This is a genomic window from Clavibacter zhangzhiyongii (assembly GCF_014775655.1).
GTDB lineage: Bacteria > Actinomycetota > Actinomycetes > Actinomycetales > Microbacteriaceae > Clavibacter > Clavibacter zhangzhiyongii.
Genome location: NZ_CP061274.1, coordinates 1,693,743 through 1,719,332, shown reverse-complemented (window position 1 = coordinate 1,719,332; position 25,590 = coordinate 1,693,743). Strand labels below are relative to the sequence as shown.

Genomic DNA, 25,590 nt, shown 5'->3' with positions numbered 1-25,590 from the left:
GCGCCCTCATCGGCCACCTCTCCCCCACCGCCTCCGCGCGCCGGCCAGGAGGACGATCACGCCCACCAGCGCCATGAGGACGGCGACCGACATCACGGCCGCGTCGCCGGGGAGCATCCCGCAGCCGGCGGCGCTGTCGTCGGAGGGGCACGTGCGCCAGGGCTGGAACGCGTAGAGCGCCGTGACCGCCGTCCCGAGCGCTGCGAGGGCGGCGCCGAGGGCCAGCGGGGCGTTCCTCCGCATCATGTGCATGGTCCGACGGTACGGGCGAGGCGCCGGGCGCGGATCCATCGCGGGGAGGATCCCGCGGAGCGCTCACGCGGCCGGCGGACGACCGAGCAGCATCGTGAGGAAGCCGAGAGTGCCGCGGTACCCCTCCAGCCAGGCCCGGCGGTGCTCGAGCGACGCGGTCGCCACCTGCTCGCTGTCCGGGTCGCCGGGGTTCTCCAGCGCCCAACGTGCGAGCGCCCCCGTCCACGACCACTCGTAGTCGTCCCACTCCTGCAGGGTGCTGACGTGCCCCTGCAGCGGCACCCATCCGCTCGCGGCGGCGACCTCCACGGTGGCCGCCAGGTCGCCGTAGTCGTCCGGCCGAGCGCCGAGCACATCCAGCACCTGCGGCGACGGCGGACGCTCCCAGAAGCACTCGCCGACGAGGGCTCGACCGCCGGGACGCAGGTGCCCCTCCACCGCGGCGAGCGTCGGCTCGAGCCCGCCGAACGCGTGCGTCGCCCCCACGCTGAGCACGACGTCGAACCGCTCGTCATGGGTCCACGAGCGTGCGTCGGCGCGGACGAGCTCCAGGCGCGAGGACAGGCCCTCGCGCGCGGCCGCCTCCCGGACCCGGTCGAAGCCCGCGTCGGAGCGGTCCACCCCGACCGCGGTGAGCGACGGCTCGCGACGCAGCGCGCGCAGCAGCCAGCTGCCGTCGCCGCAGCCGAGGTCGAGGACCGTGCCGCGCCCGGCGACCGCGAGGGCCAGGAGGCGATCGACGCTGTCGTCGCCCAGCGGCGAGGCGATGGGGTGGTCCGCGTGGGCGAGGTCGCTGATCCGGTCCCTGTCCACGGGGTCAGCCTAGGGCGGTCCGACGTGCGTCCGGGTCCCGCCGCGGCGGATCGACGCGCTGCGTCCCGCGCACGACGCGGCCCCCGCCCCGCGAGGGACGAGGGCCGCGTCGTGCGGTGCGGTGCCGTGCGTCAGCGCGTCACGAGCCGGCGCGGGTCACGATCACGTCGAAGTCGCTCGTCCGGACGTTGCCGGCGCGGTCCTTCGCGGTGCAGGTGACCGTGGTGGTGCCGACCGGGAAGATCCCGCTGCGGGGCGGCGCGCACACCACGCGGACGTTCCCGTCGCGCGTGTCGATGGCGGACGGCAGCGCGTACGCGACGCGCACGCCGGTGGCCTTCGTCGCGACCGCCGTGATGTCGTCGACGTCCGCGATGCGCGGCGCCGACAGGTCGGCCGGTCGGGCCGGGAGCTGCCTCGGATCCACGATGCCCCAGTAGGCGGGCGCGGCCTGCAGGTCGTCGTCGAACGGCAGCGGCTGCTCCCAGGGCCGCGCGATCGGCCACGTGCGCAGCCAGCTGCGCGCGTTGCTCACGCCCCAGAAGGTGACCGAGTCGATGGACGCCGACTGCTGGCGGATCATCTGGAACAGGTCGCGGTAGTAGTAGCCGACCTCGGCCGCCGCCTGGGCGTCGTCCGCGTAGACCGGCGTGTACGGATCCTGCGGCGCGCCGCTCACGTCGGCGCCCTCGTTCTGGTTCGACGCGTTCACGTCGAGCTCCGTGATCGCCTGCAGCAGGCGCGTGTCGATGCGCTCCACCGCCCGGATGGAGTCGCGCAGCCACTGCACGGGCCGGGCGAAGTCGACGTGCGCCTGATGCCCGACGCCGTCGACGGGCACGCCGCGGGCGACGAGCGCGGAGATCAGCTCGAGGTAGTCGGCGCGCTTCGTCGGCAGCTCGGTGTTGTAGTCGTTGATGAACAGCTTCACGTCCGGGAAGTAGGCGCGCGCCAGGCGGAAGCCCTCGTCGACGAAGCCCTCCCCCAGCACCTGGTACCAGCGGCTGTCGCGCATGTCGTGCGCGTTGTCGTTGGGGCCGTCGTCGATGACCTCGTTCACGACGTCCATCGCCCAGATCGGGCTGTCCCCGTCGGGGTACCGCGCCGCGATGTGATCGGCGATCCCCTTCACGTGCGCCTCCATGCGCGCCTTCAGCAGCGCCTGGTCGGCGGGGCTGTCGGTGAGCGGGCGCTCGCCGTCGAGGAAGAACCACGCGGGCGTCTGGGAGTGCCAGAACAGCACGTGGTAGTAGACCTGCGTGCCCGTCCGGTCGGCGTAGTCGAGGAGCTGGTCGATCTGCCCGAAGGTGAAGCGGCCCTCCTCCGGCTGGATGCTCTCGGGCTTGCCGGCGTTCTCGGGGGTGAAGGCGTCGAACTGCCGGGTCACGAGGTCGGCTCCCGCGCCGACGGTCTCGCGACCGTCGATGGCGACGCCCACGTGCTCGATGCCGCGGGCGCCGAGGACGTCGTCCAGCGCGGGGATGTCGGTCTGCACGGGGGTCCCCACGGCGTCGCCGAGCTGGAAGTCGTCGATGAGGAAGTCGGCGCCGACCGTCCCCTCGACGTAGACCTGCGCCTTGTCGACCGGGCCGCCGAGCGTGTACGTGCCGGTGAGCTCGGTCCACGTGTCCGCGGTGACGCGCGCGGCTGCCCCCGCGACGCCGTCGTACCCGCTGCCGCCGCCGAGGTCCCGCTGCACGGAGAGCTTGAGCGACGCCGGCTCCTCGCCGGGCGCGAGCCGCGCCCACACGGTGACCTCGACCTGCTGGCCGACGGCGAGGGACGACGTGACGTCGAGCGCGGCGCCGTGCCACTCCTGCGTGCGGTCGGTGACGAGGAGGCTGCCGGATCCGGTGTGCGCGGTCGTGCTCGGCGCGATGCGGACGCCGTCGCCGCGCGGCGCCCACGCGCCGGTGCCGGACTCGAAGTCGGAGCCGACGCCCGCGGGTGCGGCGACGGCGGCCTGCGCGGCCGGGGTGGCGAGGGCGCCGGCGGCGACCACGAGGCCGAGGGCGGTGAGGGCGGCCACTCCCCCTCGGCGGACGCGACGGGTGCCGCCGGGGAGTGCGCTTGCGGACCTGCTGCGGTCCGGGCGCGGAGGGCTGACGTCCGCGAGCGCGGACGGGGTGGTGCGGGGAATGCTCATCGTCGAACACCTTCCATGTGGTCCGACGTCGATGTCGGATGCTCGCACCGTAGGCACCCTCCCCCTTCCGGGGGTGGGGTTTCGAAAACCTTTGTTGCGTGAGGCAACGAACGCGGAGCGGCCCCCGTCCTCCAGGAGGACGGGGGCCGCGGGGAGCGTCGGGCGGGGATCAGCCCTTCGGGAGGGGCGGACGCGCCGGGAGCAGGCCGGGGTTCACGATGCCCCAGTACGCGGGCATGGCCTCCTGGTGGATCCCGAACGGCAGCGGCTGCTCCCAGGGCTGGTCGATCGCGGGACCGTGCAGCCAGGTGCGCGAGTCGTCCGATCCCCAGAAGGTGACCGAGTCGAGGTCGCCGGCCTCCTGCCGGATCATCGTGAACAGGTCCTTGTAGAACCAGCCGACGGCCGCGGCGGTGTCGTCCGGGTTCGAGTAGATCGGCGCCGTGTGGTTGCGGTTCTCGCTGTCACCGGTCGCCGCCGCCTGCGATGCGCCGACGTCGAGCTCGGAGATGGCCTCGAGGAGGTCCGGGTCGAGCGCCTTCACCGCCTTGATCGACGTGCGGAGCTCCTCGATGTCGCTGCGGATGCCGACGTGGCTCTGGTGCGACACGCCCTCGACGGGGATGCCCCGACCGAGGAGGTCGGAGATCAGCCCGAGGTAGTCGGCGCGCTTGCTCGGCACGTCGGTGTTGTACTCGTTGATGAAGAGCTTGACGCCCGGGAAGTACCTCTTCGCGAGCCGGAAGCCCTCGTCGACGAAGCCCTCGCCCAGCACCTGGGTCCAGCGCGTGTCCTTCAGGTCGTGCGGGTTGCCGGTGGGGCCGTCGCCGATGACCTCGTTGACGACGTCCATCGCCCAGATCGGGCTGCCGCCGTTCGGGTAGCGGGACGCGATGTGGTCGGAGATCGCCTTGACGTGGGCCTCCATGCGGGCCTTGAGCAGCGCCTGGTCGGCCGGGCTGTCCGTGAGCGGACGACCGTGGTCGAGGAAGAACCAGTCGGGCGTCTGCGGCATCCAGAAGTCGACGTGGAAGTACATCTTCATGCCGTGGGCATCGGCGAAGTCAAGCAGCCTGTCGATGCCGGTGAAGTCGAAGCGGCCCTCGACGGGCTGGATGGCGTCCGCCTTGCCCTCGTTCTCCGGGGTCATCGCGTTGAAGTGGCGGGCGATGAGGTCGGCCGAGGTGCCCTGCACCTCCCCGCTGCCCATGGCCACGCCGACGTGCTCGATCCCGGCGTCGCCGAGGACGTCCTTGAGCGCGGGGACCTCCATGCCGGGGACCGGGGAGCTCGGCGCCGCGGCGGACGCGGAGGCGACCGGGACGCCGACGGCCGCGGCGGTGACCACGGCGGCGGCGGAGGCGAGGACCGCGACGCCCAGGCGGGGGCGGCGGCGCGGGTCGCGCGGGGGAAGGGACGGGCACGCGTCGGTACGGGGTGGGGACGGGGTCATGGATTCCTCTCGAGGGGTGGACGGGACACGGCGACCCTACGGAGGGTCGTCACGGCGGCGAGCCGATTGTGGACAGGGAGCCACCATCTGCGCGACGCGTCCGCGCAAGCGGCGCTCCACACCAGCACCGCTGCCGGTCCGCGGCGCGGGACCCCGGGTCCACGGCTCAGCGTGCGGGGCGGCCCGACACGACGCGCGTGCCGTCGTCCTCGTCCTCGCTCTCCGCGCGCGGATCCACGCGCGCCTCCAGCCCGGCCGCCGCGAGGGCCTGCCGGGCCGCGGGCACCTGCGCGTCGGCCACCTCGAGGAGGACGACGCCGGCCGGCGCGAGCCACGATCCGCCGTCCCGGGCCACCCGGCGCAGCACGTCGAGCCCGTCGTCGCCGCCGTCGCGCGTGGCCGCCGGCTCGTGCAGGCGCGCCTCGGGCGGCATGAGGTCGAGGCCCGCGTGCGGCACGTAGGGCACGTTCGCGACGAGGACGTCGATGCGGCCGCGCAGCTCGTCCGGCAGCGCGTCGAGCAGGTCGCCCCGGTGCACGGCGACGCCGCGCGGCGCGAGGTTGCGGGCGGCGCAGGCGACGGCGACGGGATCCACGTCGGCGGCGTGCACGACGGCGCCCGGCACGTCGTCCGCGAGGACGGCCCCGATGGCTCCGGACCCGCAGCAGAGGTCGACGACGACGGGGTGCACGACGGCGCTCGCCGCCTGCACGGCGGCACGGGCGAGGCGTTCGGTGCGGCGCCGCGGCACGAAGACGCCCGGGTCGACGAGGATCCGCCGCCCGGCGAACTGAGCCCAGCCCAGCACGGTCTCGAGCGGCTCCCCCGCGACGCGGGCGGCGGTCATCGCCTCGAGCACGGCGGCTCGGGCGCGCGTCACGTCGCGGCCGGCGTGAGCCGGCTGACGATCGGCGGCCTCCGCGACGAGCAGGGCCGCCTCCTCCTCGGCGAAGACGCAACCCGCGGCGCGCAGGCGACGGACCAGTCCGTCGAGCCCCGCCTCGCCGCTCACGCCGCTGCGCTCACTCGAGTCCCGCGCTGCCGAGGTGCTCGAGCAGCGCGGCGGCCCGCACCAGGTCGTCGCCGCGCACCGGCGGCTCCGCCTGGGCGGCGGCGCGCTCCATCCAGGCCGCGCGCGCCACGCCGACGCCCGTCAGCAGTGCGCGTCCGCCGTCGGTGAGGCGCAGGTAGGAGCCCGCGGCGTCCTGGGACTCCACGACGAGGCCCTTCTGCATCAGCGACGCGAGGCTCGGGACCGTCGCCGCGCGCGCGGTGCGGGTGTCGAGGGAGAGCGAGGCGCGGTCCATGCGCTCGACGCCGGAGAGGCGACGCAGGATGAGGATCTGCACCCCGGTGAGACCGTCCCAGCTCGCGTCCACCGAGGTGTCGATGCGCTCCGCGATGGCGACGAGCGCGTCCGAGAGGCGGGCGTGCGGGGAGGTGGGATCGGTCACGGTGCTCCTGACGGTGGCACCCCCGGATCGGTCCGGACGCAGGGTCCCGGCCCTCGGGAGCGTCGTGCCGCTCACGCTAGCCCTGTCGGGGATCCGCGTCCGCGGCACCGCGGACGGGCCTCCGGGTGGCAAGGCGACGCCCGCCGCGGCGTGTGCCGGGCGGGCGTCGTCGTGCCGGCGGACCGGCGGGTGGATCAGGACGGGAACTGCGTGAAGTCCGCCGTCGCCGGGTCGGCGCCGAGGCGCGTGCCGGTCTCGAGGGTGTCGATCTCGGCGAGCTCCTCGACGGACAGCTCGACCTCGATGCTCTGGAAGTTCTGCACGATGCGCTCGGGCGTGACCGACTTGGGGATCACGATGCGGCCCTGCGCCAGGTGCCACGCGAGCACGATCTGGGCGGGGGTGGCGTCGTGCTCCTTCGCGAGGCGCGTGACGATCTCCGACTCGAGGTCGGCGCCCTGGCCGAGCGGGCTGTACGCCTCGACCTCGATGCCGCGCTCGACCGAGAAGGTCGAGAGGTCGTGCTGCTGGAACGTCGGGTGCACCTCGATCTGGTTGACCGCGGGCACGACGTCGCTCTCGGCCGCCAGCGTCTCCAGGTGCTCCGGGAGGAAGTTGGAGACGCCGATGGCGCGGATGAGGCCCTCGGCGTGCAGCGCCTCGAACGTCTTCCAGGTCTCGACGTACAGGCCGTGCTTGGGGTAGGGCCAGTGGATGAGGTAGAGGTCCACCGCGTCGACGCCGAGCTTGCGGCGGCTGTCCTCGAAGGCTGTGCGGGCGCTGTCGGCGCCCTGGTCGCCGTTGCGGAGCTTCGTGGTGATGAAGAGCTCCTCGCGCGGGATGCCCGTCGCCTTGATGGCGGCGCCCACGCCCTCCTCGTTGTAGTAGCCGGCCGCGGTGTCGATGTGGCGGTAGCCCGCCTCGAACGCGCGCTCGACGGCCTGCTGGGTCTCGGCGGGCGGGGTCTGGAAGACTCCGAATCCCAGCTGCGGGATGGTGACGCCGTTGTTCAGGGTGATGAGGGGGGATGCCATGTGCTCTCGTCTTCTTCGTCTCGATGGTCACGGTGGTGCGGGAGGCGCCGTCGTGCGCACCTCACCGCATCCGTCCACCGTACGCCCGGCCCGCACCCGGGCGGCAGCCCGGGGCGCTCGCTCCGCGCTGGGCGAACACACCCCCAGCCGCGGCCTCGTCCGGCGGACGGGCGCCCCGGACACGACGACGGGCGCCGCCCTCTCGCGAGGTGCGGCGCCCGTGGTGCCCGTCGGTGGATCGGGTCAGCGGCCGGAGGTCTCCAGCACGTAGCCCTCCTCGCCGTGCACGATCGTGTCGATGCCCGCGATCTCGTCCTCGTTCTTCACCCGGAAGCCCATGGTCTTCTGGATGATCGTGCCGATGAGGTACGACAGCACGAACGAGTACACGAGCACGGCGCCGGCGGCGAGGGCCTGCTTCCCGAGCTGCGCGAGCGAGCCCGAGTAGATGAGGCCGACGTTCGTGGCGAAGAAGCCGATGTAGAGCGTGCCGATGAGTCCGCCGATGAGGTGGATGCCCACCACGTCGAGCGAGTCGTCGAAGCCCAGCTTGAACTTCAGCTCGATGGCCACGGCGCAGACGGCGCCGGCGACGAGGCCGAGCACGATCGCCCAGATCGGCGAGAGCGCGGCGCAGGCCGGGGTGATGGCGACCAGGCCCGCGACCGCTCCGGACGCGGCACCCACGGAGGTGGGCTTGCCGTCGCGGATCTTCTCGACCACGAGCCAGCCGAGGATGGCCGCGGCGGGCGCCGCGATGGTGTTGAGGAACGCGATGGCCGCGATGCCGTCGGCCGCGAGCTCGGAGCCCGCGTTGAAGCCGAACCAGCCGAACCACAGGAGGCCGGCGCCGAGGAGGACGAACGGCGGGTTGTGCGGCACGTGCATGCCCTTCGCGAACCCGACGCGCTTGCCGAGGACGAGGGACAGCGCGAGGGCGGCGGCGCCGGCGTTGATGTGGACGGCCGTGCCGCCGGCGAAGTCGATGGCGCCCACGTTGTAGGCGATCCAGCCGCCGTCGACGGTGGCGCCGTCGGCGAGCGTGAAGTTGAAGACCCAGCTGGCGACCGGGAAGTAGACGACCGTGGCCCACACGCCGGCGAAGACCATCCACGCGCCGAACTTCGCGCGGTCGGCGATGGCGCCGGAGATGAGGGCGACCGTGATGATCGCGAAGGTCGCCTGGAAGGCGGCGAACGCGAGCGTGGGGTAGGCCGAGGTCTGCTCGCCGAGGGCCGCCGTGTACGCGTCGCCGAGGCCGAGCTGGCCGAGGTCGACGCCGAGGACGCCGTCGATGCCGACGAAGCGCGGGTTGCCCGCGGCGCCGTCCGGTCCGTTGCCGAACGTGACCGCATAGCCGTAGAGCACCCAGAGGAGCCCGATGAGGCCCATGGCCCCGAAGCTCATCATCATCATGCTGATGACGCTCTTGGCCTTGACGAGCCCGCCGTAGAAGAACGCCAGACCCGGCGTCATCAGGAGGACCAGCGCCGCGGCGATCAGGAGGAAGGCGGTGTTGCCTTGATCCATGGTGTTTCACCTCTCGTAGATCGTGCAGGGGTCGGACCGACGGAGGCGAGCGGCCGCCCGTGTGGTCGGGGGGTTCGGCGCGAGCCGGGTGCCGGGTACGCGTCCAGTGTCCGGGGACGAGGTTTCGCCGGCTCGCCGGACGTGTTTCGAGCGCGTTACACGGACGCCGGCCGTGTGAACATCGTGTTTCCGCGGGCCTCGGGGATCCTCCCGGGCGAGCGCCCGACCTGGCGCGGCGGGCGCCGCGCGGCTAGAGGTCGCGTCCGGCCGCGGTGAGCGAGATGAGCCGCGAGATCGCCCGCAGGTACTTCTTCCGGTAGCCGCCGGCGAGCATCTCCGCGGAGAACGCCTCGTCGAAGGGCGTACCCGAGGCGAGCAGCGGGATCTGCGCGTCGTACACGCGGTCCACGAACGCCACGAAGCGCAGCGCGTCGGTCTGGCCCGTCAGCTCGGTCACGTCGCGGAGCGCGATGGCGTCCACGCCCTCGATGACCTTGACGTACTTGGAGGGGTGCAGCCGGGACAGGTGCGCGACGAGCTCGGCGAAGCCGTCCAGCGTCACCGCGCGGCCGGCCGCCTGCGCCGCGTCGGCGCGCGCGGCGAGGTCGGCGTCGTCGACCGTGACCGCGTGGCCCTCGAAGGCGCGGCGGCGGTAGTCGAGGCCGTCGATGCGGATCGTGTCGAACCGGTCGCTCATCGCCTGGATCTCCCGCAGGAAGTCCGCCGCGGCGAAGCGCCCCTCGCCCAGGGCGTTCGGCGGGGTGTTGCTCGTCGCGGCGATGCGCGTGCCGTCGGCCACGAGGTCGGACAGCAGGCGCGTCATCATCATGGTGTCGCCCGGGTCGTCGAGCTCGAACTCGTCGATGGCCACGAGCGTCGCCCCGCGGAGGATCCCGACGGCGCCCTGGTAGCCGAGCGCGCCGACGAGCGCCGTGTACTCGATGAAGGTGCCGAAGTACTTCGGCCCCGGCATGGCGTGCCAGAGCGACGCGAGGAGGTGGGTCTTGCCCACGCCGAACCCGCCGTCGAGGTACACGCCGGGCTTCGGCGCCGGGGCCTTCCGCCGGGAGAACAGCCCGCCGCGGGATCCCGCCCGGTCGCCCGAGAACGCGCGCAGCAGCTCCACGGCCTGCGCCTGCGTGTCGTACTCCGGGTCGGGCCGGTAGGTGTCGAAGCGCGCCTCGTCGAACTGGCGCGGGGGCACGAGGTGCGCCGCGATCTCCGCGCCCGAGATGCTCGGCGAGCGCCCGACGAGCGCGCCCGGTCCCGCCCCGCGCTCGTCGTGGCTCCGCGATCCGATGTCGGCGTTGGTCACAGGTGGATCTCCGGCTGTCATGGGAAGGTCCCGCGCAGCGTGAACCGTTACCGTGGATGGTGGTCGTCGCGGTGCGCCGAGCGCCCGCGGAAGACCCCCAGACTAATCGCGTCCCACCCAGCGCGGCCCCCGCGGCCGCGAGATCAGGAGAGCCCCATGGCCGTCGAGCCGGACACCACCCCCAGGTTCGCCGAGTACGCCCACCCGGAGCGGCTCGTGAGCGGCGACTGGCTGCAGGAGCGCCTCGCGGACGGCGCGCTCACGCCCGGCCTCGTGGTCGTCGAGTCAGACGAGGACGTGCTCCTCTACGAGACCGGCCACATCCCGGGCGCCGTGAAGCTCGACTGGCACACCGACCTCAACGACCCGGTCCAGCGCGACTACGTCGACGGCGAGCGGTTCGCCCAGCTCATGTCCGAGCGCGGCATCGCCCGGGACAGCACCGTCGTCATCTACGGCGACAAGAGCAACTGGTGGGCGGCGTACGCCCTGTGGGTGTTCACGCTGTTCGGCCACGAGGACGTCCGCCTCCTCGACGGAGGCCGCGACAAGTGGATCGCCGAGGGCCGTCCCATGACCACCGACCAGCCCGAGGTCGCGCCCGTCGAGTACCCCGTGGTCGAGCGCCGCGACGAGGAGATCCGCGCGTTCAAGGACGACGTCCTCGCCCACCTCGGCAACCCGCTCATCGACGTCCGCAGCCCCGAGGAGTACACGGGCCAGCGCACCACCGCGCCCGCCTACCCCGAGGAGGGCTCGCTCCGCGCCGGCCACATCCCCACGTCGCGCAACGTGCCGTGGGCCAAGGCCGCGGCCGAGGACGGCTCCTTCAGGTCCCGCGCCGAGCTCGACGCGGTCTACCGCGAAGGCGCGGGCCTCGGCGACGGCGACGACGTCGTGGTCCTCTGCCGCATCGGCGAGCGCTCGAGCCACACGTGGTTCGTGCTCACGCACCTCCTCGGCTTCGAGGGCGTCCGCAACTACGACGGCTCCTGGACCGAGTGGGGCTCCGCCGTGCGCGTCCCCATCGTGCAGGGCGCCGAGCCCGGGGAGCTGCCCGCTCGATGACCGGCTCCCCCGCCCTGCCCGCCGCGCTGGCCGAGATCCGCGACGACTTCCTCGCGCTCGGCCAGCGCGACCGGCTCCTGCTCCTGCTCGACTTCAGCAACGAGCTGCCCGAGCTGCCCCCGCGCTACGCCGAGCACCCGGACCTCCTCGAGCGCGTGGAGGAGTGCCAGTCGCCGGTGTTCATGTTCGTCGAGGTCGTCGACGGCGACGTGCACGTGCACGCGCAGGCGCCCGCCGAGGCGCCGACCAGCCGCGGCTTCGCGTCGATCCTCGCGCAGGGGCTCGACGGGCTGCCGGCGGACGAGGTGCTGGCCGTGCCCGACGACTACCCCTCCACCATCGGCCTCGACGCCGCCGTCTCGCCGCTGCGCATGCGCGGGATGACGGCGATGCTCGGCCGGGTCAAGCGCCAGGTGCGCGAGCGGCTCGCGGGGTGAGGATCACGCGGATCCTCCCCGTGGCCGGGGTCGGCGAGCCCGAAGCCTCCCGGGCCTTGGACGACGACCGCACGCGCGACTGGCTCGAGGACCTGTACCGGCCGGCATCCGCCACGCATGTGCGCCTGAACTTCGTGGCGTCGGTCGACGGCAGCGTCACCGGTGCCGACGGCTCGTCGGACAGCCTGAGCAGCGCCGTCGACCGACGGATCCTCGGGGTGATCCGCGAGCTGGCCGACGTCGTGCTCGTGGGCGCCGGCACGGTGCGCGCCGAGCGCTACGTGCTGCCCCGCCGCACGCCGCTGGCCGTCGCCACCTCCACCGGCGACCTCGACGGCCACCGCTTCGATCCCGACGCCGCGGACGGCCGACTCCTCGTGCTGTGCCCGCCGGAGGCGCGCGACCGGGCCGTCGCGACGCTCGGGGGCGTGCCCGCCGAGATCGTGCCGGTCCCCCTGGGCGCCGCGGCCGACGGACGGCTCGGCGGCGACGACGTGATCGCGGCCCTGGCCGGTCGCGGTCTCGCGCACGTGGTCTGCGAGGGCGGGCCCGCGCTCGCGGCGTCGCTGCTCGCGGCGGGGCGCGTCGACGAGCTCTGCCTCACCACGTCGCCGGAGCTGGTGACGCCGCTCACGCCCCTCGTCCCCGCCGGGTCCGGCGTGCACGCGGCCATGTCGCTCGAGCAGCTGCTCGTCGACGACGACCACCGCACGTACGCGCGCTGGGCGGTCCGCCGGGCCTGATCCCCCGGTCAGCGGGCCGTCCGCCGCGTCGTCGCGCGCGTCCGTCGGCCGGATGCGTCCCGGCGTGGCTCCCGGGACGCGGCGCGCCGGACCCTAGTCTGCACACGTGGTAGAGACCCGTGACAGTCCCGAGGATCCGCCCGAGTTCCGCGCGGCGTTGGACGCGCTGCGACGCGCGACGACGCGGTCGGAGCTCGTGCTGACGGAGATCCCCTCGCCGTCGAGCGGCCTCGCGCCCTACGCGGTCGCCCTCGCCGCCGACGTCTCGCCGTCCGGCCACGCGTCCGACTCGGAGCTCGGCACGGGCCGCTTCATCCTCCTCCACGACCCCGAGGAGCCGGACGCCTGGGGCGGTTCCTTCCGCATCGTCTGCTTCGCGCAGGCCCCGCTCGAGACCGACATGGGCACGGATCCGTTCCTCGCCGACGTGGCCTGGTCGTGGCTCGTCGACGGCCTCGCCTCGCGCGGCGCCCGCTACTCGGCGCCCTCGGGCACCGCGACCCGGATAATCAGCACCGGCTACGGCGAGCTCGCCCGCCAGGGCAGCGGCGCGAAGATCGAGCTGCGCGCCTCGTGGACCCCCGCGGACGCGGACGTGACCGCCCATGTGGAAGGCTGGGGGGAACTACTGTGCATGCTCGCCGGGCTGCCTCCCGCGGGCGAAGGAGTGACACTGCTATCAGCGCGACGCACCCGGACGTGAACGCCCCGTCCGACATCCCCGACCCCGAGTCCGCGGCACCCGTCCGCGACTCCCCTGCCGCGGCCCCGCCCGCCGTCCCGCTCGGCCGCCCGGCCATGGGCGCGTCGCTCTTCTCGGACGTCCCCGGTTCCACCGCCACCGACGCGGTCGCCGCGCGGTCCCGCACCCGCACCCGCACGCGGCGCGAGCCGGTCGAGGATGTCCAGCCGGCGCCGGCGCCGGCGGACGGCGCCCCGGCCGCGGATCCGACGGTCGACAGCCCGCGCGCCCCGCGGTCCGCGCGCCGCGCGTCCACCGCGCCCGCCGCGGCGACCCCGCGGGAGGAGCAGGCCGCCGCCGCGTCATCGGACGCCGCCGCGCCCCCGCGCGCGCCCCTCCGCGAGGCGGCCGCCACCGGCGACCTCACGGTCATCGACACCCGCGAGGAGTACCTGCGCGCCGTCGAGGCGATCGCGGGGGGCACCGGTCCCGTCGCCGTCGACGCCGAGCGCGCGTCCGGCTTCCGCTACAGCCAGCGCGCCTACCTCATCCAGGTCTTCCGCCGCGGCGCCGGCACCTTCCTCTTCGACCCGCCGGCGGTGGGCGACTTCTCCGAGCTCGACGACGTGATCCGCGACGTCGAGTGGGTGCTGCACGCCGCCAGCCAGGACCTCGCGTGCCTGCGCGAGGTCGGCCTCGACCCGCAGCGCATCTTCGACACCGAGCTCGCCTCCCGCCTGCTGGGTCTCCCGCGCGTGGGGCTCGGCACCGTGGTGGAGGAGCTGCTCGGGATCCACCTGGCCAAGGAGCACTCCGCGGCCGACTGGTCGACCCGCCCCCTCCCCCGCGCCTGGCTCGTCTACGCCGCGCTCGACGTGGAGCTGCTCGTCGACGTGCGCGACGAGATCGCGCGCCGGCTCGAGGAGCAGGGCAAGTCGGGCATCGCCGAGCAGGAGTTCCAGGCGACGATCGCCAAGGAGGCGAAGCCCGCGCGGGTCGAGCCGTGGCGTCGCCTGAGCGGCCTGCACGGCGTGCGCGGGGGTCGCAACCTCGCCGTCGCCAAGGAGCTGTGGGAGGCGCGCGACGCCTACGCCCGCGAGGTCGACACCAGCCCCGGCCGGCTCGTGCCGGACGGCTCGCTCGTCGCCGTCGCGCGCGTCCTCCCGCAGTCCAAGCGCGACCTCGCCGCCGTCCGGGAGTTCTCGGGCCGCGCGAGCCGCAGCGAGATCGACCGCTGGTGGGCCGCCGTCGAGCGCGGGCTCGCCGCGACCGAGTTCCCGCAGCTGCGCGGCACGGGCGAGACCATGCCGCCGCCCAAGGCCTGGGCCGACAAGGACCCGGCGGCCGACCGCCGCCTCAAGCGCGCCCGCGTGGCCGTGCAGGAGGTCGCGTCCTCGATGTCCGTCCCGCAGGAGAACCTGCTCACGCCCGAGGTCCTGCGCCGTGTCGCCTGGACGCCGCCCGCCGACCTCGCGCCGGAGGCCGTCGCCGAGGCGCTCGCGTCCTGGGGCGCGCGTCCCTGGCAGATCGAGGCGACCGCCGCTCCCGTGGCCGCGGCCTTTGTGGATGCGGACCAAGCCGACGACGCGACCGACGACGGGGCCTCGTAGGAACAGTCAACGGATTCGGCTCCCCACCGGCCTCTCCCTAGGGTGGGGGAAAGCGATGCGAGGAGGCGTCAGTGGTCGAGAGAGCCGAAGTCCATTTCGTGGACGGGGTCCGCACCCCGTTCGGACGAGCGGGTGAGAAGGGCATGTACTGGCGGACCCGCGCCGACGACCTGGTGGTCAAGGCCATGATCGGGTTGCTCGAGCGGAACCCGCAGGTGCCGAAGGACCGCATCGACGAGGTCGCCATCGCCGCCACCACGCAGACGGGCGACCAGGGCCTCACGCTCGGCCGCACGGCCGCGCTCCTCGCCGGGCTCCCCCGCTCGGTACCCGGCTTCGCCATCGACCGCATGTGCGCGGGCGCCATGACGAGCGTCACCGCCACCGCCGGCGGCATCGCGTTCGGCGCCTACGACCTCGCGATCGCCGGCGGCGTCGAGCACATGGGCCGCCACCCGATGGGCTTCGACGCCGACCCGAACCCCCGGTTCCTCGCCGAGCGGATCGTGAGCCAGGACGCGCTCAACATGGGGAGCACGGCGGAGCGGATCCACGACCGCTTCCCCGCGCTCACCCGGGAGCGCGCCGACCGCTACGCCCTCGCCAGCCAGCAGAAGACGGCGCTCGCCTACGCCAACGGCCACATCCAGCCGGACCTCGTGCCCGTCGCCACCCGCTCCGAGGAGGGCTGGGGTCTCGCCACGCGCGACGAGGCGATGCGCCCGGAGACGACGCTCGAGGGCCTCGCCGGCCTCCGCACCCCGTTCCGCCCGCACGGCCGCGTCACGGCCGGCAACTCGTCGGGCCTCAACGACGGCGCGACCGCCGCCCTGCTCGCGAGCGGCGACGCCGTGAAGGAGCTCGGCCTCGCGCCGAAGATGACGCTGGTGTCCTTCGCGTTCGCGGGCGTCGAGCCCGAGATCATGGGCATCGGACCCGTGCCGAGCACCGAGAAGGCGCTCCGCAAGGCCGGCCTCACCATCGACGACATCGGGCTGTTCGAGCTGAACGAGGCGTTCGCCATCCAGGTCCTCAGCCTCCTCGACCACTTCGGCATCGACGACGCGGATCCGCGCGTCAACGAGTACGGCGGCGCCATCGCCGTCGGCCACCCGCTCGCCTCCAGCGGCGTCCGGCTGATGAACCAGCTCGCGCGCCAGTTCGAGCAGCACCCCGAGGTCCGCTACGGCCTCACGGCGATGTGCGTGGGCCTCGGCCAGGGCGGCAGCGTCATCTGGGAGAACCCGCACTTCACCGGCAAGAGGAAGAAGAGGAACAAGTGACCGACACCAGCCGCTTCCGGGAGCTCGTGGCGCTCGATCCCGACGAGGTCGTCACCCACTCGTTCGTCCGCGACGTGCCCCTGCCCTCCGGCGGGGTGCTCGCGCTCCTCACGCTCGACAACGGTCGGGACCACACGCGGCCGTCCACGCTCGGCCCGGCCACGCTGATCGAGCTGGCGGACGTGCTCGACCGGCTCGCGGCGCGCGCCGCCGCCGGGGAGGTCCGCGGCGTCGCGATCACCGGCAAGCCGTTCATCCTCGCCGCCGGCGCCGACCTCAGCAAGGTCGGCGAGATCCCGAGCCGCGAGGTCGGGCGCCAGATGGCGCAGCTCGGCCACGACACGCTCGGCCGCCTGCACCGCCTCGGCGTGCCCTCGTTCACGTTCATCAACGGTCTCGCGCTCGGAGGCGGGCTCGAGATCGGCCTCAACTCCGACTACCGCACGGTCGACGAGTCCGTGCCCGCGGTCGCGCTGCCCGAGGTCTTCCTCGGCATCATCCCCGGCTGGGGCGGCGCGTGGCTGCTGCCGAACCTCATCGGCATCGAGAACGCCCTCAAGGTGATCATCGAGAACCCGCTCAAGAACAACCGCACGCTGAAGGCCGCCGACGTGATGGAGCTCGGCATCGCCGACGCGTCCTTCCCGTCCGCGTCGTTCCTCGAGCAGTCGATCCTCTGGGCCGACGGCGTCCTCTCCGGCGCCGTCGAGGTGAAGCGCCCGAACGCGCCGGGCCGCCTCGAGCGCCTCGCCAAGTGGGACATCGCCATCGGCATCGCGCGGAAGTCGCTCGAGCAGCGCATCGGCACGGTGGCGCTCTCGCCGTACCGCGCGCTCGACCTGCTGCAGGCCGCCAAGCGGAGCACGCGCGAGGAGGGCTTCGCCGCCGAGGACGAGGCCCTCGCGGACCTCATCTCCGGCGACCAGTTCCGCGCGAGCATCTACGCGTTCGACCTCGTGCAGAAGCGGGCCAAGCGCCCGGCCGGCGCTCCGGACAAGGACCTCGCGCGTCCCGTCACCAAGGTCGGCGTCGTGGGCGCCGGGCTCATGGCGTCGCAGTTCGCGCTGCTGTTCGTCCGCCGCCTCCAGGTGCCCGTGGTCATCACCGACCTCGACCAGGCGCGCGTCGACGCGGGCGTCGCGGGGATCCACGGCGAGATCCGGAAGCTCGCCGAGAAGGGGCGCGTCTCCCCCGACGAGGCCAACCGGCTCGCCGCGCTCGTCACCGGCACGACCGACAAGGCCGACTTCGCGGACGCGGACTGGGTCATCGAGGCCGTGTTCGAGGAGCTGGGCGTCAAGCAGGCGGTGTTCGCCGAGATCGAGCAGCACGTCTCCGAGACCGCGATCCTCGCCACGAACACGTCGAGCCTGTCGGTCGAGCGCATCGCCGAGCGGCTGGCGCACCCCGAGCGCGTCGTCGGCTTCCACTTCTTCAACCCCGTGGCGGTCATGCCGCTCATCGAGGTCGTGCGCACCCCGCGGACGACCGACGCGACGCTCTCGACGGCCATGCAGGTTGCCCGGAAGCTGAAGAAGAACGCGGTCATCACACGGGACACCCCGGGCTTCGTGGTGAACCGGATCCTCGCGAAGGTGCTCGGCGAGGCCATGCACGCGGTCGACACGGGCACGCCCTTCGAGGTCGTGGACCGGTCGCTCGCCCCGTTCGGCCTGCCCATGACCCCCTTCGAGCTGCTCGAGCTCGTGGGGCTCAAGGTGGGCGCGCACGTGCTCGACACGCACCACGCCGCCTTCCCCGACCGGTTCTTCGAGAGCCCCAACCTGCACCGGCTGGCGGACCTCGGGCGGATCTACGCGCGCGACGCCAAGGGCCGGCCCACGGGCTTCGACAAGGAGGCCGTGCGCATCGTGAAGGGCGGGGACTCGCCCATGACGGCCGAGGGGATCCGCGAGCGGGTGGAGACGGGCCTCGCCGACGAGGTGCACCGCATGCTCGAGGACGACGTCGTGCACGCGGCGGAGGACATCGACCTGTGCCTCATCCTCGGCGCCGGCTACCCGTTCCAGATGGGCGGCCTCACGCCGTACCTCGACCGGGTCGGGGCGAGCGAGCGCGCCTTCGGCGACACGTTCCACCACCCGGTGATCCGCGGCGTCGAGTAGGGCCGCAGCGCACGACGAAGGGCCCGGCCGTCATGGCCGGGCCCTTCGTCGTCGCCCGGGCTAGACCTGGTCGTCGTCCTCGTGGGCGATGGAGACGCGGTCGGCGTCCTCCGGCAGGGGCCGCGCGGACGGCACGCGGCTGCCGAGCACCTGCGCCACCACGTCGCGCGCGATGTGCTGCGGGGTGAGGCCGACGCGCTCGAGGATCTGCGAACGCGACCCGTGGTCGAGGAACTCGTCCGGGAGCCCCAGCTCGGTGACGCCCGTGTCGATGCCGGCCGCGCGCAGGTCCTGGCGGATGCGCGTGCCGATGCCGCCGACGACGACGCCGTCCTCGATGGTGACGACGAGCCGGTGGGTGCCGCCGAGCTCGACGACGCTCCGGGGCACGGGGACGACCCACCGGGGATCCACGACGGTCGCGCCGATGCCCTGGGCGGCCAGCCGCTCCGCGACCTCGATGCCCATGGCCGCCATGGGTCCGACCGTGACGATGAGCACGTCCTTCGACGCCGACTCGAGCAGCACGTCGACGCCGTCGTCGAGCCGTCGCACGGCCTCGATCTCGTCGCCGACCGTGCCCTTGGAGAACCGGACGACCGTGGGCCCGTCGTCGACCCTGACCGCCTCGCCCAGCTCCTCGCGGAGGCGCGTGGCGTCCCGCGGGGCGCTCAGGCGGATGTGCGGCACGATCTGCAGCAGCGCGAGGTCCCACATGCCGTGGTGGCTCGGGCCGTCGGGGCCGGTGACGCCCGCGCGGTCGAGCACGAAGGTCACGCCCGCGCGGTGCAGGGCGACGTCCATGAGCACCTGGTCGAAGGCGCGGTTGACGAAGGTGGCGTAGAGGGCGACGACCGGGTGCAGGCCGCCGAACGCGAGGCCGGCCGCGCTCGTCACGGCGTGCTGCTCGGCGATTCCGACGTCGTGCACGCGCTCGGGGTGCTTCTCGGCGAAGCGGTGGAGGCCCACGGGGCGGAGCATGGCGGCCGTGATCCCGACGATGCGCGGATCCTCGTCGGCCAGGGCGAGGATCTCGTCCGCGAAGACGCTGGTCCAGCTGACCGCGTGCGACGCGTCGATGGGCTCACCCGTCTCCGGGTCGATCTGCCCCACGGCGTGGAACTGGTCGGCGACGTCGCGGCGGGCCGGCTCGTAGCCCCGGCCCTTCTCCGTGATGGCGTGCACGATGACGGGCGCGCCGTAGTCGCGCGCCTGCTCGAGGGCCTCCTCCATCGCCTGCTGGTCGTGCCCGTCGATGGGCCCCAGGTACTTGATGTCGAGGTTCGAGTACAGCGCCTCGTTGTCGGTGACGCGGGTGAGGAAGCCGTGGAGGCCGCCGCGGAGCCCGCGGTAGAGGCTGTCGCCCGGCGCGCCGAAGACGCCGAAGACCCGCTGGCTCGTCTCGTACAGGCCGCGGTACGAGCGGCGCGTGCGCACGGTGTTGAGGAAGCGCGCCATGCCGCCGATGGTCGGCGCGTAGGAGCGGCCGTTGTCGTTGACGACGATGATCAGCTTCCGCGTGTTGTCGTCGGAGATGTTGTTGAGCGCCTCCCACGTCATCCCGCCCGTGAGCGCCCCGTCGCCGACGACCGCGACCACGTGGCGGTCGGTCTGCCCGGTGATCTCGAACGCGCGGGAGATCCCGTCGGCCCAGCTCAGCGAGCTGGACGCGTGCGAGCTCTCGACGATGTCGTGCTCGGACTCGGAGCGCTGCGGGTACCCGGCGAGGCCGTCGGACTCCCGGAGCCGGGAGAAGTCCTGCCTGCCCGTGAGGAGCTTGTGGACGTACGACTGGTGGCCCGTGTCGAAGACGATCGGGTCCTTGGGCGAGTCGAAGACCCGGTGGATCGCCAGGGTCGTCTCCACGACGCCGAGGTTCGGCCCCAGGTGGCCACCCGTCTTGGAGACCTCCGCGACGAGGAACTGCCGGATCTCCGCGGCCAGCTCGAGCATCTGCTCGCCGCTCAGCCGGTCGAGGTCCCGGGGTCCCGTGATCGTCTCGAGGATTCCCATGCTGACCGCCTTCCATCGGACGCCATGTCGCGACGTCCGCCTCATCGAGTGTACGCAGGGCCCTGCATGCACGAAGGAGGCCGGGCGTCGCCGCCCGGCCTCCTCAGCCTCCTGTTACGCGACCAGGCTGCGCAGCACGTACTGCAGGATGCCGCCGTTGCGGTAGTAGTCCGCCTCGCCGGGGGTGTCGATGCGCACGAGCGCGTCGAACTCCACCGTCTGCTTGCCCGCGGGCGAGTCGGCGGTGGGGGCGGCGACCACGCGCACGGTGCGCGGCGTGGTGCCCGAGTTCAGCTCCTCGAGACCGGTGATGCTGATCTCCTCGGTGCCGTCGAGCCCGAGCGTGTCCCAGGTCTCGCCCGCCGGGAACTGCAGAGGGACGACGCCCATGCCGATGAGGTTGGAGCGGTGGATCCGCTCGAAGCTCTCGGTGATGACCGCCTTGACGCCCAGCAGGCTCGTGCCCTTGGCCGCCCAGTCGCGCGACGAGCCGGAGCCGTACTCCTTGCCCGCGAGGATCACCAGCGGGGTGCTCGAGGCCGCGTAGTTCTGCGCGGCGTCGTAGATGAACGACTGCGGGCCGTCGGGCTGCGTGAAGTCGCGCGTGTAGCCGCCCTCGACGCCGTCCAGCAGCTGGTTGCGGAGGCGGATGTTCGCGAACGTGCCGCGGATCATGACCTCGTGGTTGCCGCGACGCGAGCCGTAGGAGTTGTAGTCCTTGCGGCCCACCCCGTGCTCGTCGAGGTAGCGGCCGGCGGGGCTGTCCGCCTTGATCGAGCCGGCCGGGCTGATGTGGTCGGTCGTGACCGAGTCGCCCAGCTTGGCGAGCACGCGCGCGCCCGTGATGTCCGAGACCGGCGTGGTCTCCATCGTCAGGCCCTCGAAGTACGGGGGCTTCCGGACGTAGGTCGACTCCGCGTCCCACTCGAACGTGGCGCCCGTGGGAGTGGGGAGCGAGCGCCAGCGCTCGTCGCCGTCGAAGACGCCGGCGTACTGGTGCGTGAACATGCCCGTGTCGATGGAGCTGTCGATCGTCGACTGGACCTCGGCCGCGTCGGGCCAGATGTCCTTCAGGAACACCTCGTTGCCCTCGGTGTCGGTGCCGAGCGCGTCGGCGTCGAAGTCGAAGTTCATCGACCCGGCCAGCGCGTAGGCGATGACGAGCGGCGGGCTCGCGAGGTAGTTCATCTTCACGTCGGGGTTGATGCGGCCCTCGAAGTTGCGGTTGCCCGAGAGGACGGCCGTGACGGCGAGGTCGTTGTCCTGCACGGCGGTGGAGATCTCGTCGAGCAGCGGTCCGGAGTTGCCGATGCAGGTGGTGCAGCCGTAGCCGACCGTGTAGAAGCCGAGGTCCTCGAGGTACGTGGTGAGGCCGGACTTCTCGTAGTAGTCCGTGACGACCTTGGATCCCGGCGCCAGCGTGGTCTTCACCCACGGCTTGGCCTTGAGGCCCTTCTTGCTGGCGTTGCGGGCGAGGAGCCCGGCGGCGAGCATGACCGACGGGTTCGACGTGTTGGTGCACGACGTGATCGCCGCGATGGCCACGGCGCCGTGGTCGAGCGTGAAGTCGCGCCCGTCCTCGAGGGTGACGCGCGTCGGCTTGGTGACGCTCGCGGGGCTGTTCGACGCGTGGTGCGTCTCGTGCGTGGAGTGCTCGTCCTCCGGCTGCAGCTCGCCCGGGTCGGACGCGGGGAAGCTCATGGCCGACGCGAGGTCGACGATGTCGTGGTCGACCTTCGCGTAGTCGTTGAGGTCGCGCTCGAACTGCGACTTGGCGTCGGTGAGCTCGATGCGGTCCTGCGGGCGCTTCGGGCCGGCGATGGAGGGGACGACCGTGGAGAGGTCCAGCTCGAGGTACTCGCTGAAGGTGGGCTCCACCGCGGCGTCGTGCCAGAGGCCCTGCTCCTTGGCGTAGGCCTCGACGAGCGCGACCTGCTCCTCGCTGCGGCCCGTGAGGCGCAGGTACTCGAGCGTGACGTCGTCGATGGGGAAGACCGCGGCGGTCGAGCCGAACTCGGGGCTCATGTTGCCGATGGTGGCGCGGTTGGCGAGCGGGACGGCGCCGACGCCGGATCCGTAGAACTCGACGAACTTGCCGACGACGCCGTGCTTGCGCAGCATCTGCGTGATGGTGAGCACCACGTCGGTGGCGGTGACGCCCGTGGGGATCTCCCCCGCGAGCTTGAAGCCGACGACCTTGGGGATGAGCATCGAGACCGGCTGGCCGAGCATGGCCGCCTCCGCCTCGATGCCGCCGACGCCCCAGCCCAGCACGCCCAGGCCGTTGACCATGGTGGTGTGCGAGTCGGTGCCGACGCACGTGTCGGGGTAGGCCTGCAGGACGCCGCCGACCTCGCGCGTCATGGTGACGCGGGCGAGGTGCTCGATGTTGACCTGGTGGACGATGCCGGTGCCGGGCGGGACGACCTTGAAGTCCTCGAACGCCGTCTGGCCCCAGCGGAGGAACTGGTACCGCTCGCCGTTGCGCTCGTACTCGATGTCGACGTTGCGCTCGAGCGCGTCCTCGGAGCCGAAGAGGTCGGCGATGACGGAGTGGTCGATGACGAGCTCCGCGGGCGCCAGCGGGTTGATCCGGGTCGGGTCGCCGCCCAGCTCGCCGACGGCCTCGCGCATGGTGGCGAGGTCGACGATGCAGGGCACGCCGGTGAAGTCCTGCATCACGACGCGGCCCGGCGTGAACTGGATCTCGGTGTCGGGCTCGGACTCGGGCACCCAGTCGCCGAGGGCGCTGATCTGCGTCCCGGTGACGTTCTTGCCGTCCTCGGTGCGGAGGAGGTTCTCCAGCAGCACCTTGAGGCTGAACGGGAGACGCTCGTGGCCCGGCACGGTGTCGATGCGGTAGATCTCGTAGTCGGTGTCCCCGACGCGGAGTGTGTCCTTCGCGCCGAAGCTGTTGATTGCAGACACGTGGCCCTCTTCCCTCGTTGGATGGGCGCGGAATCCCGTTCCGCCCGTCACCCGATCTTGGTCGCCCGCCGCGGCCGGGTCCAGTAAGGCGACCCTGAACGGGCGCGCCGACGCGGGGCGGGACGGCGCCGATGTATCTCGACGTCGAGATGAATCTACCACCGCGCCGCGGGGATCACGCCCCGCCGCGCGGTCGGCCCGTCGGGCTCACGCCGTCGGTGCGGCGGGGTCCTTCGCGTAGACGGCGCGGACGAAGAGCCAGGAGAGCACGAGCAGCACGCCGTAGAGGGGCGTGCCCATCACCAGGCGGGCGACGCCGAGCGCGTCGATGGCGTCGGCGAGGTAGAGCGGGAGCTGCACCGCGAGGCGCAGCGCGAAGAAGCCGACCCAGACGAGCGTGAGGAGCCGCAGGGCGCGGGCCTTCCGGCGGTCCTGCCGCCAGGCCGTGCCGTCGCCCATGAGGAACCCCACGGCCACGCCCACGAGCGGCCAGCCGACGACGACGGAGACGAGCAGCACCGCGAAGTACGCGCCGTTGGTCCAGAGCCCGAGGGCGTAGAAGTCCCGGCCCTCCCCCGACCGGAGGGCGAGGAACGCGGAGATGACGATGCCCACCAGGCCGCCCACGGCGGGCGCGACGGCGGAGCGCTGGAGGAGCCGGGCGACGACGGCCACGACCGCGACCGCCACCGGTACCGCGACCGAGAGGACGACGTCGCGCGTGATGGTGAAGGCCACGAGGAAGAGGAGCCCGGGCACGATGGCCTCGAGCACGCCGCGGACGCCGCCCATCGCCGTGAGGAGCGCGGAGGCGGTCATGGTCTCGCCGCGAGCGGCCTGGCCGAGGCCGGCGCGCTCGGCGGCCTGCGCCATGCTCGCGCCGAGGGCCTCGCCAGGCGCGGTCGCGGGCGCCGGTGGGCGGGGTCCGCCGTCCGCGTGGTCGGCGGCGGACGAGGGGGTCGCCTCCGCCCGTCGTGCGGCCGTCTCGTCCTCGGCCCGCGCGGGATCGCGGTCGAGCGGGCCGTCGCCCGTCACGCTCAGGAGCCCAGGGCCGGGGCGGGGCTCTCGCCGAGGGGCGCGGCGCCGGGCGTCGTGCCGACCTGCGCGGCCGGCATCTTCAGCGGGATGAGGTCGCGCGGCGGCATGGGCGACGTGCCGCGCACGACGACGACGCTGCGGAACAGGTCCTCGACCGCGGCGGCGGCGTCCGCGTCGGAGACGGCACGGCCGGTGATGACGCCGCGCAGGAACCAGCGCGGGCCGTCGACGCCGATGAAGCGCGCCTCGCGCGTGCTCGCCGCCGGCTGTCCCGGCTGCTGCACCACGGGGATCACGGCGTGGAGCTCCGGGCCGAACGGGCCGTCGGCCAGGCGGGTCGTGCCGCCCTGCCGCTGGATCTGCTCACCGATGGTGGTGCGGATCTCGTGCCAGAGGCCGCTGGAACGGGGCGCCGCGAACGGCTGCACCTGGAGGCTGGACTCGGCGTAGTCGAGGCCGACGGCCACGACCTGCTGCGTGCCCTCCGCGACCTCGAGCCGGAGGTGCAGACCCTCGCGGGGCAGGATCTTGATCCCGCCGAGGTCGACGTAGGGCCGGACCGGGTTCGCCTCGGTCTCGTCGAGCGGGCCCTCGTCGGCGCGGTCGTCGGGAGCGGACTTGGCGTCCAGGACGTGCTCGGCGTCCTCGTCGACGGCGGCGTCCGGCTGGGGGAGGTTCTCGTCGGTCATGTCAGGTCTCCTGGTTCTCGGGCGGGGAGGGCGCCGCTGCCCGTCGAGCCGAAGCCCCCCGAGCCGCGGTGGCTCCCGGGCAGCTTCTCCACGGGCACGAAGCGCACGCGGCTGACCGGCATGACGACGACCTGCGCGATGCGGTCGCCGACCGCGACATCGTACGCGGCGTCGGCGTCCGTGTTGAGCAGGGTCACGCGGATCTCGCCGCGGTAGCCCGCGTCGACGGTCCCGGGCGCGTTCACGATCGTGATGCCGTGCTCGGCCGCGAGGCCGCTGCGCGGGAGCACGAAGGCGGCGTACCCGTCGGGGAGGGCGATGGACACGCCCGTGCCCACGGTCGCCCGCTGGCCGGGATCGAGGCGGAGGGACTCCGCGCTCGTGAGATCCGCTCCCGCGTCACCGGGGTGCGCGTAGGCCGGGATCGGGGCGTCGCCCGCGATGAGGACGTCGACGGGATCGGGCACGGTCCGAGGCTAGTGCAGGAATCTGATCGAATAGGCGCATGCACCCCTCCCCCTACCGGGAGCGGCTGTGGCCGGCTCCCTGGCTGTTCGTCGCGACCGCCCTCGTCATCCCCGCGAGCCTGCTCGTGTTCCTCCCCATCAGCGTGCTGGCCGGGGTGGTCGTCGCGATCGTGCTGTACGCGGGCGTCGTGGCGATCCTCGTCATGACGAGCCCCGTGCTCGAGGTGGCCGACGGCCGGCTGCGGGCGGGCCGCGCGTCGATCGACGTCGACCAGCTCGGCGAGCCGGAGGGCTTCCGCGGGGCGGAGGCGACGGCGGAACGCGGCACGCGGCTGCACGCGCGGGCCCACCTCGTCATCCGCGGCTGGGTGGATCCGGTCGTGCGGGTTCCGCTCCTCGACGCGTCGGATCCCGCTCCGTACTGGCTGCTCTCCACCCGCACCCCGGAACGACTGATCGCCGCGATCCGGGGATCGCGGCGATCATGACGTGCGGTGAGGTCGGGGACC

General features: G+C 73.1%; 22 protein-coding genes. 8 read left to right on the top strand and 14 right to left on the bottom strand.

What is annotated here, in order from left to right; genetic code table 11:
- Positions 1 to 6: 6 nt before the first annotated feature.
- From H9X71_RS08140 to zapE, 9 genes are all read right to left on the bottom strand, one after another.
- Positions 7 to 252 carry a hypothetical protein gene (locus tag H9X71_RS08140; protein ID WP_244961515.1) on the bottom strand — a complete coding sequence of 82 codons (246 nt, stop codon included), beginning with the start codon at positions 250 to 252 and terminating at the stop codon, positions 7 to 9.
- Positions 253 to 315: 63 nt separating this feature from the next.
- A complete protein-coding gene (locus H9X71_RS08135) occupies positions 316 to 1,065 on the bottom strand; it encodes an SAM-dependent methyltransferase (protein ID WP_191146644.1) in 750 nt (249 codons plus the stop codon).
- A gap of 139 nt (positions 1,066 to 1,204) precedes the next feature.
- The gene (locus tag H9X71_RS08130; protein ID WP_244961513.1) at positions 1,205 to 3,094 is read right to left on the bottom strand and encodes an endo-1,4-beta-xylanase; all 1,890 of its coding nucleotides are present in this window, start codon (positions 3,092 to 3,094) and stop codon (positions 1,205 to 1,207) included.
- Between the two features lie 286 nt (positions 3,095 to 3,380).
- The gene (locus H9X71_RS08125) at positions 3,381 to 4,664 is read right to left on the bottom strand and encodes an endo-1,4-beta-xylanase (protein WP_191146642.1); all 1,284 of its coding nucleotides are present in this window, start codon (positions 4,662 to 4,664) and stop codon (positions 3,381 to 3,383) included.
- A gap of 166 nt (positions 4,665 to 4,830) precedes the next feature.
- Positions 4,831 to 5,676, bottom strand: a complete 846-nt coding sequence (locus H9X71_RS08120) for a putative protein N(5)-glutamine methyltransferase (RefSeq protein WP_191146641.1) — start codon at positions 5,674 to 5,676, stop codon at positions 4,831 to 4,833.
- A 10-nt stretch (positions 5,677 to 5,686) separates the two neighbouring features.
- A complete protein-coding gene (locus tag H9X71_RS08115; protein WP_191146640.1) occupies positions 5,687 to 6,118 on the bottom strand; it encodes a MarR family winged helix-turn-helix transcriptional regulator in 432 nt (143 codons plus the stop codon).
- 194 nt (positions 6,119 to 6,312) lie between these two features.
- Entirely contained in the window at positions 6,313 to 7,152 is an 840-nt protein-coding gene (locus tag H9X71_RS08110) for an aldo/keto reductase (protein ID WP_191146639.1), read from the bottom strand.
- A gap of 243 nt (positions 7,153 to 7,395) precedes the next feature.
- The gene (locus tag H9X71_RS08105) at positions 7,396 to 8,682 is read right to left on the bottom strand and encodes an ammonium transporter (RefSeq protein WP_191146638.1); all 1,287 of its coding nucleotides are present in this window, start codon (positions 8,680 to 8,682) and stop codon (positions 7,396 to 7,398) included.
- A gap of 250 nt (positions 8,683 to 8,932) precedes the next feature.
- Positions 8,933 to 9,997 (bottom strand): cell division protein ZapE, encoded by a 1,065-nt coding sequence (zapE, locus tag H9X71_RS08100; RefSeq protein ID WP_191146637.1) that lies wholly within the window; start codon positions 9,995 to 9,997, stop codon positions 8,933 to 8,935.
- 156 nt (positions 9,998 to 10,153) lie between these two features.
- Here zapE and H9X71_RS08095 point away from each other — a divergent pair, with 156 nt between their 5' ends.
- The 7 genes from H9X71_RS08095 to H9X71_RS08065 all read left to right on the top strand — a co-directional run bounded on the left by H9X71_RS08095 (position 10,154) and on the right by H9X71_RS08065 (position 17,946).
- The gene (locus tag H9X71_RS08095) at positions 10,154 to 11,065 is read left to right on the top strand and encodes a sulfurtransferase (RefSeq protein ID WP_191146636.1); all 912 of its coding nucleotides are present in this window, start codon (positions 10,154 to 10,156) and stop codon (positions 11,063 to 11,065) included.
- The gene (locus H9X71_RS08090; RefSeq protein ID WP_191146635.1) at positions 11,062 to 11,502 is read left to right on the top strand and encodes a SufE family protein; all 441 of its coding nucleotides are present in this window, start codon (positions 11,062 to 11,064) and stop codon (positions 11,500 to 11,502) included. The genes H9X71_RS08095 and H9X71_RS08090 overlap by 4 nt, the downstream gene beginning before the upstream one ends.
- A 56-nt stretch (positions 11,503 to 11,558) precedes the next feature.
- Positions 11,559 to 12,245: a dihydrofolate reductase family protein gene (locus tag H9X71_RS08085; RefSeq protein WP_244961511.1), complete on the top strand. Its 687-nt coding sequence runs from the start codon at positions 11,559 to 11,561 to the stop codon at positions 12,243 to 12,245.
- 106 nt (positions 12,246 to 12,351) lie between these two features.
- Entirely contained in the window at positions 12,352 to 12,948 is a 597-nt protein-coding gene (locus H9X71_RS08080; RefSeq protein WP_191146633.1) for a DUF3000 domain-containing protein, read from the top strand.
- Positions 12,945 to 14,537: a ribonuclease D gene (locus H9X71_RS08075; RefSeq protein ID WP_425321395.1), complete on the top strand. Its 1,593-nt coding sequence runs from the start codon at positions 12,945 to 12,947 to the stop codon at positions 14,535 to 14,537. The genes H9X71_RS08080 and H9X71_RS08075 overlap by 4 nt, the downstream gene beginning before the upstream one ends.
- A 71-nt stretch (positions 14,538 to 14,608) precedes the next feature.
- Entirely contained in the window at positions 14,609 to 15,820 is a 1,212-nt protein-coding gene (locus H9X71_RS08070) for a thiolase family protein (protein WP_191146632.1), read from the top strand.
- On the top strand, positions 15,817 to 17,946 hold the full coding sequence (locus tag H9X71_RS08065) for a 3-hydroxyacyl-CoA dehydrogenase NAD-binding domain-containing protein (RefSeq protein ID WP_191146631.1): 2,130 nt from the start codon (positions 15,817 to 15,819) through the stop codon (positions 17,944 to 17,946). The genes H9X71_RS08070 and H9X71_RS08065 overlap by 4 nt, the downstream gene beginning before the upstream one ends.
- Positions 17,947 to 18,006: 60 nt before the next feature.
- Here H9X71_RS08065 and dxs read toward each other — a convergent pair whose 3' ends face one another.
- From dxs to dut, 5 genes are all read right to left on the bottom strand, one after another.
- Positions 18,007 to 19,959, bottom strand: coding sequence for a 1-deoxy-D-xylulose-5-phosphate synthase (gene dxs, locus H9X71_RS08060; RefSeq protein WP_191146630.1), 1,953 nt, complete (start codon positions 19,957 to 19,959; stop codon positions 18,007 to 18,009).
- Between the two features lie 114 nt (positions 19,960 to 20,073).
- Positions 20,074 to 22,887 (bottom strand): aconitate hydratase AcnA, encoded by a 2,814-nt coding sequence (acnA, locus tag H9X71_RS08055; RefSeq protein ID WP_191146629.1) that lies wholly within the window; start codon positions 22,885 to 22,887, stop codon positions 20,074 to 20,076.
- Between the two features lie 207 nt (positions 22,888 to 23,094).
- Positions 23,095 to 23,922 carry a DUF3159 domain-containing protein gene (locus tag H9X71_RS08050; RefSeq protein WP_191146628.1) on the bottom strand — a complete coding sequence of 276 codons (828 nt, stop codon included), beginning with the start codon at positions 23,920 to 23,922 and terminating at the stop codon, positions 23,095 to 23,097.
- A 2-nt stretch (positions 23,923 to 23,924) separates the two neighbouring features.
- Positions 23,925 to 24,614 carry a DUF3710 domain-containing protein gene (locus H9X71_RS08045; RefSeq protein WP_191146627.1) on the bottom strand — a complete coding sequence of 230 codons (690 nt, stop codon included), beginning with the start codon at positions 24,612 to 24,614 and terminating at the stop codon, positions 23,925 to 23,927.
- Positions 24,611 to 25,081, bottom strand: a complete 471-nt coding sequence (gene dut, locus H9X71_RS08040) for a dUTP diphosphatase (RefSeq protein ID WP_191146626.1) — start codon at positions 25,079 to 25,081, stop codon at positions 24,611 to 24,613. Before dut ends, H9X71_RS08045 begins: the two co-directional genes overlap by 4 nt.
- A 38-nt stretch (positions 25,082 to 25,119) precedes the next feature.
- Here dut and H9X71_RS08035 point away from each other — a divergent pair, with 38 nt between their 5' ends.
- Positions 25,120 to 25,569, top strand: a complete 450-nt coding sequence (locus tag H9X71_RS08035; RefSeq protein ID WP_191146625.1) for a DUF3093 domain-containing protein — start codon at positions 25,120 to 25,122, stop codon at positions 25,567 to 25,569.
- The last annotated feature ends 21 nt before the right edge of the window (positions 25,570 to 25,590 follow it).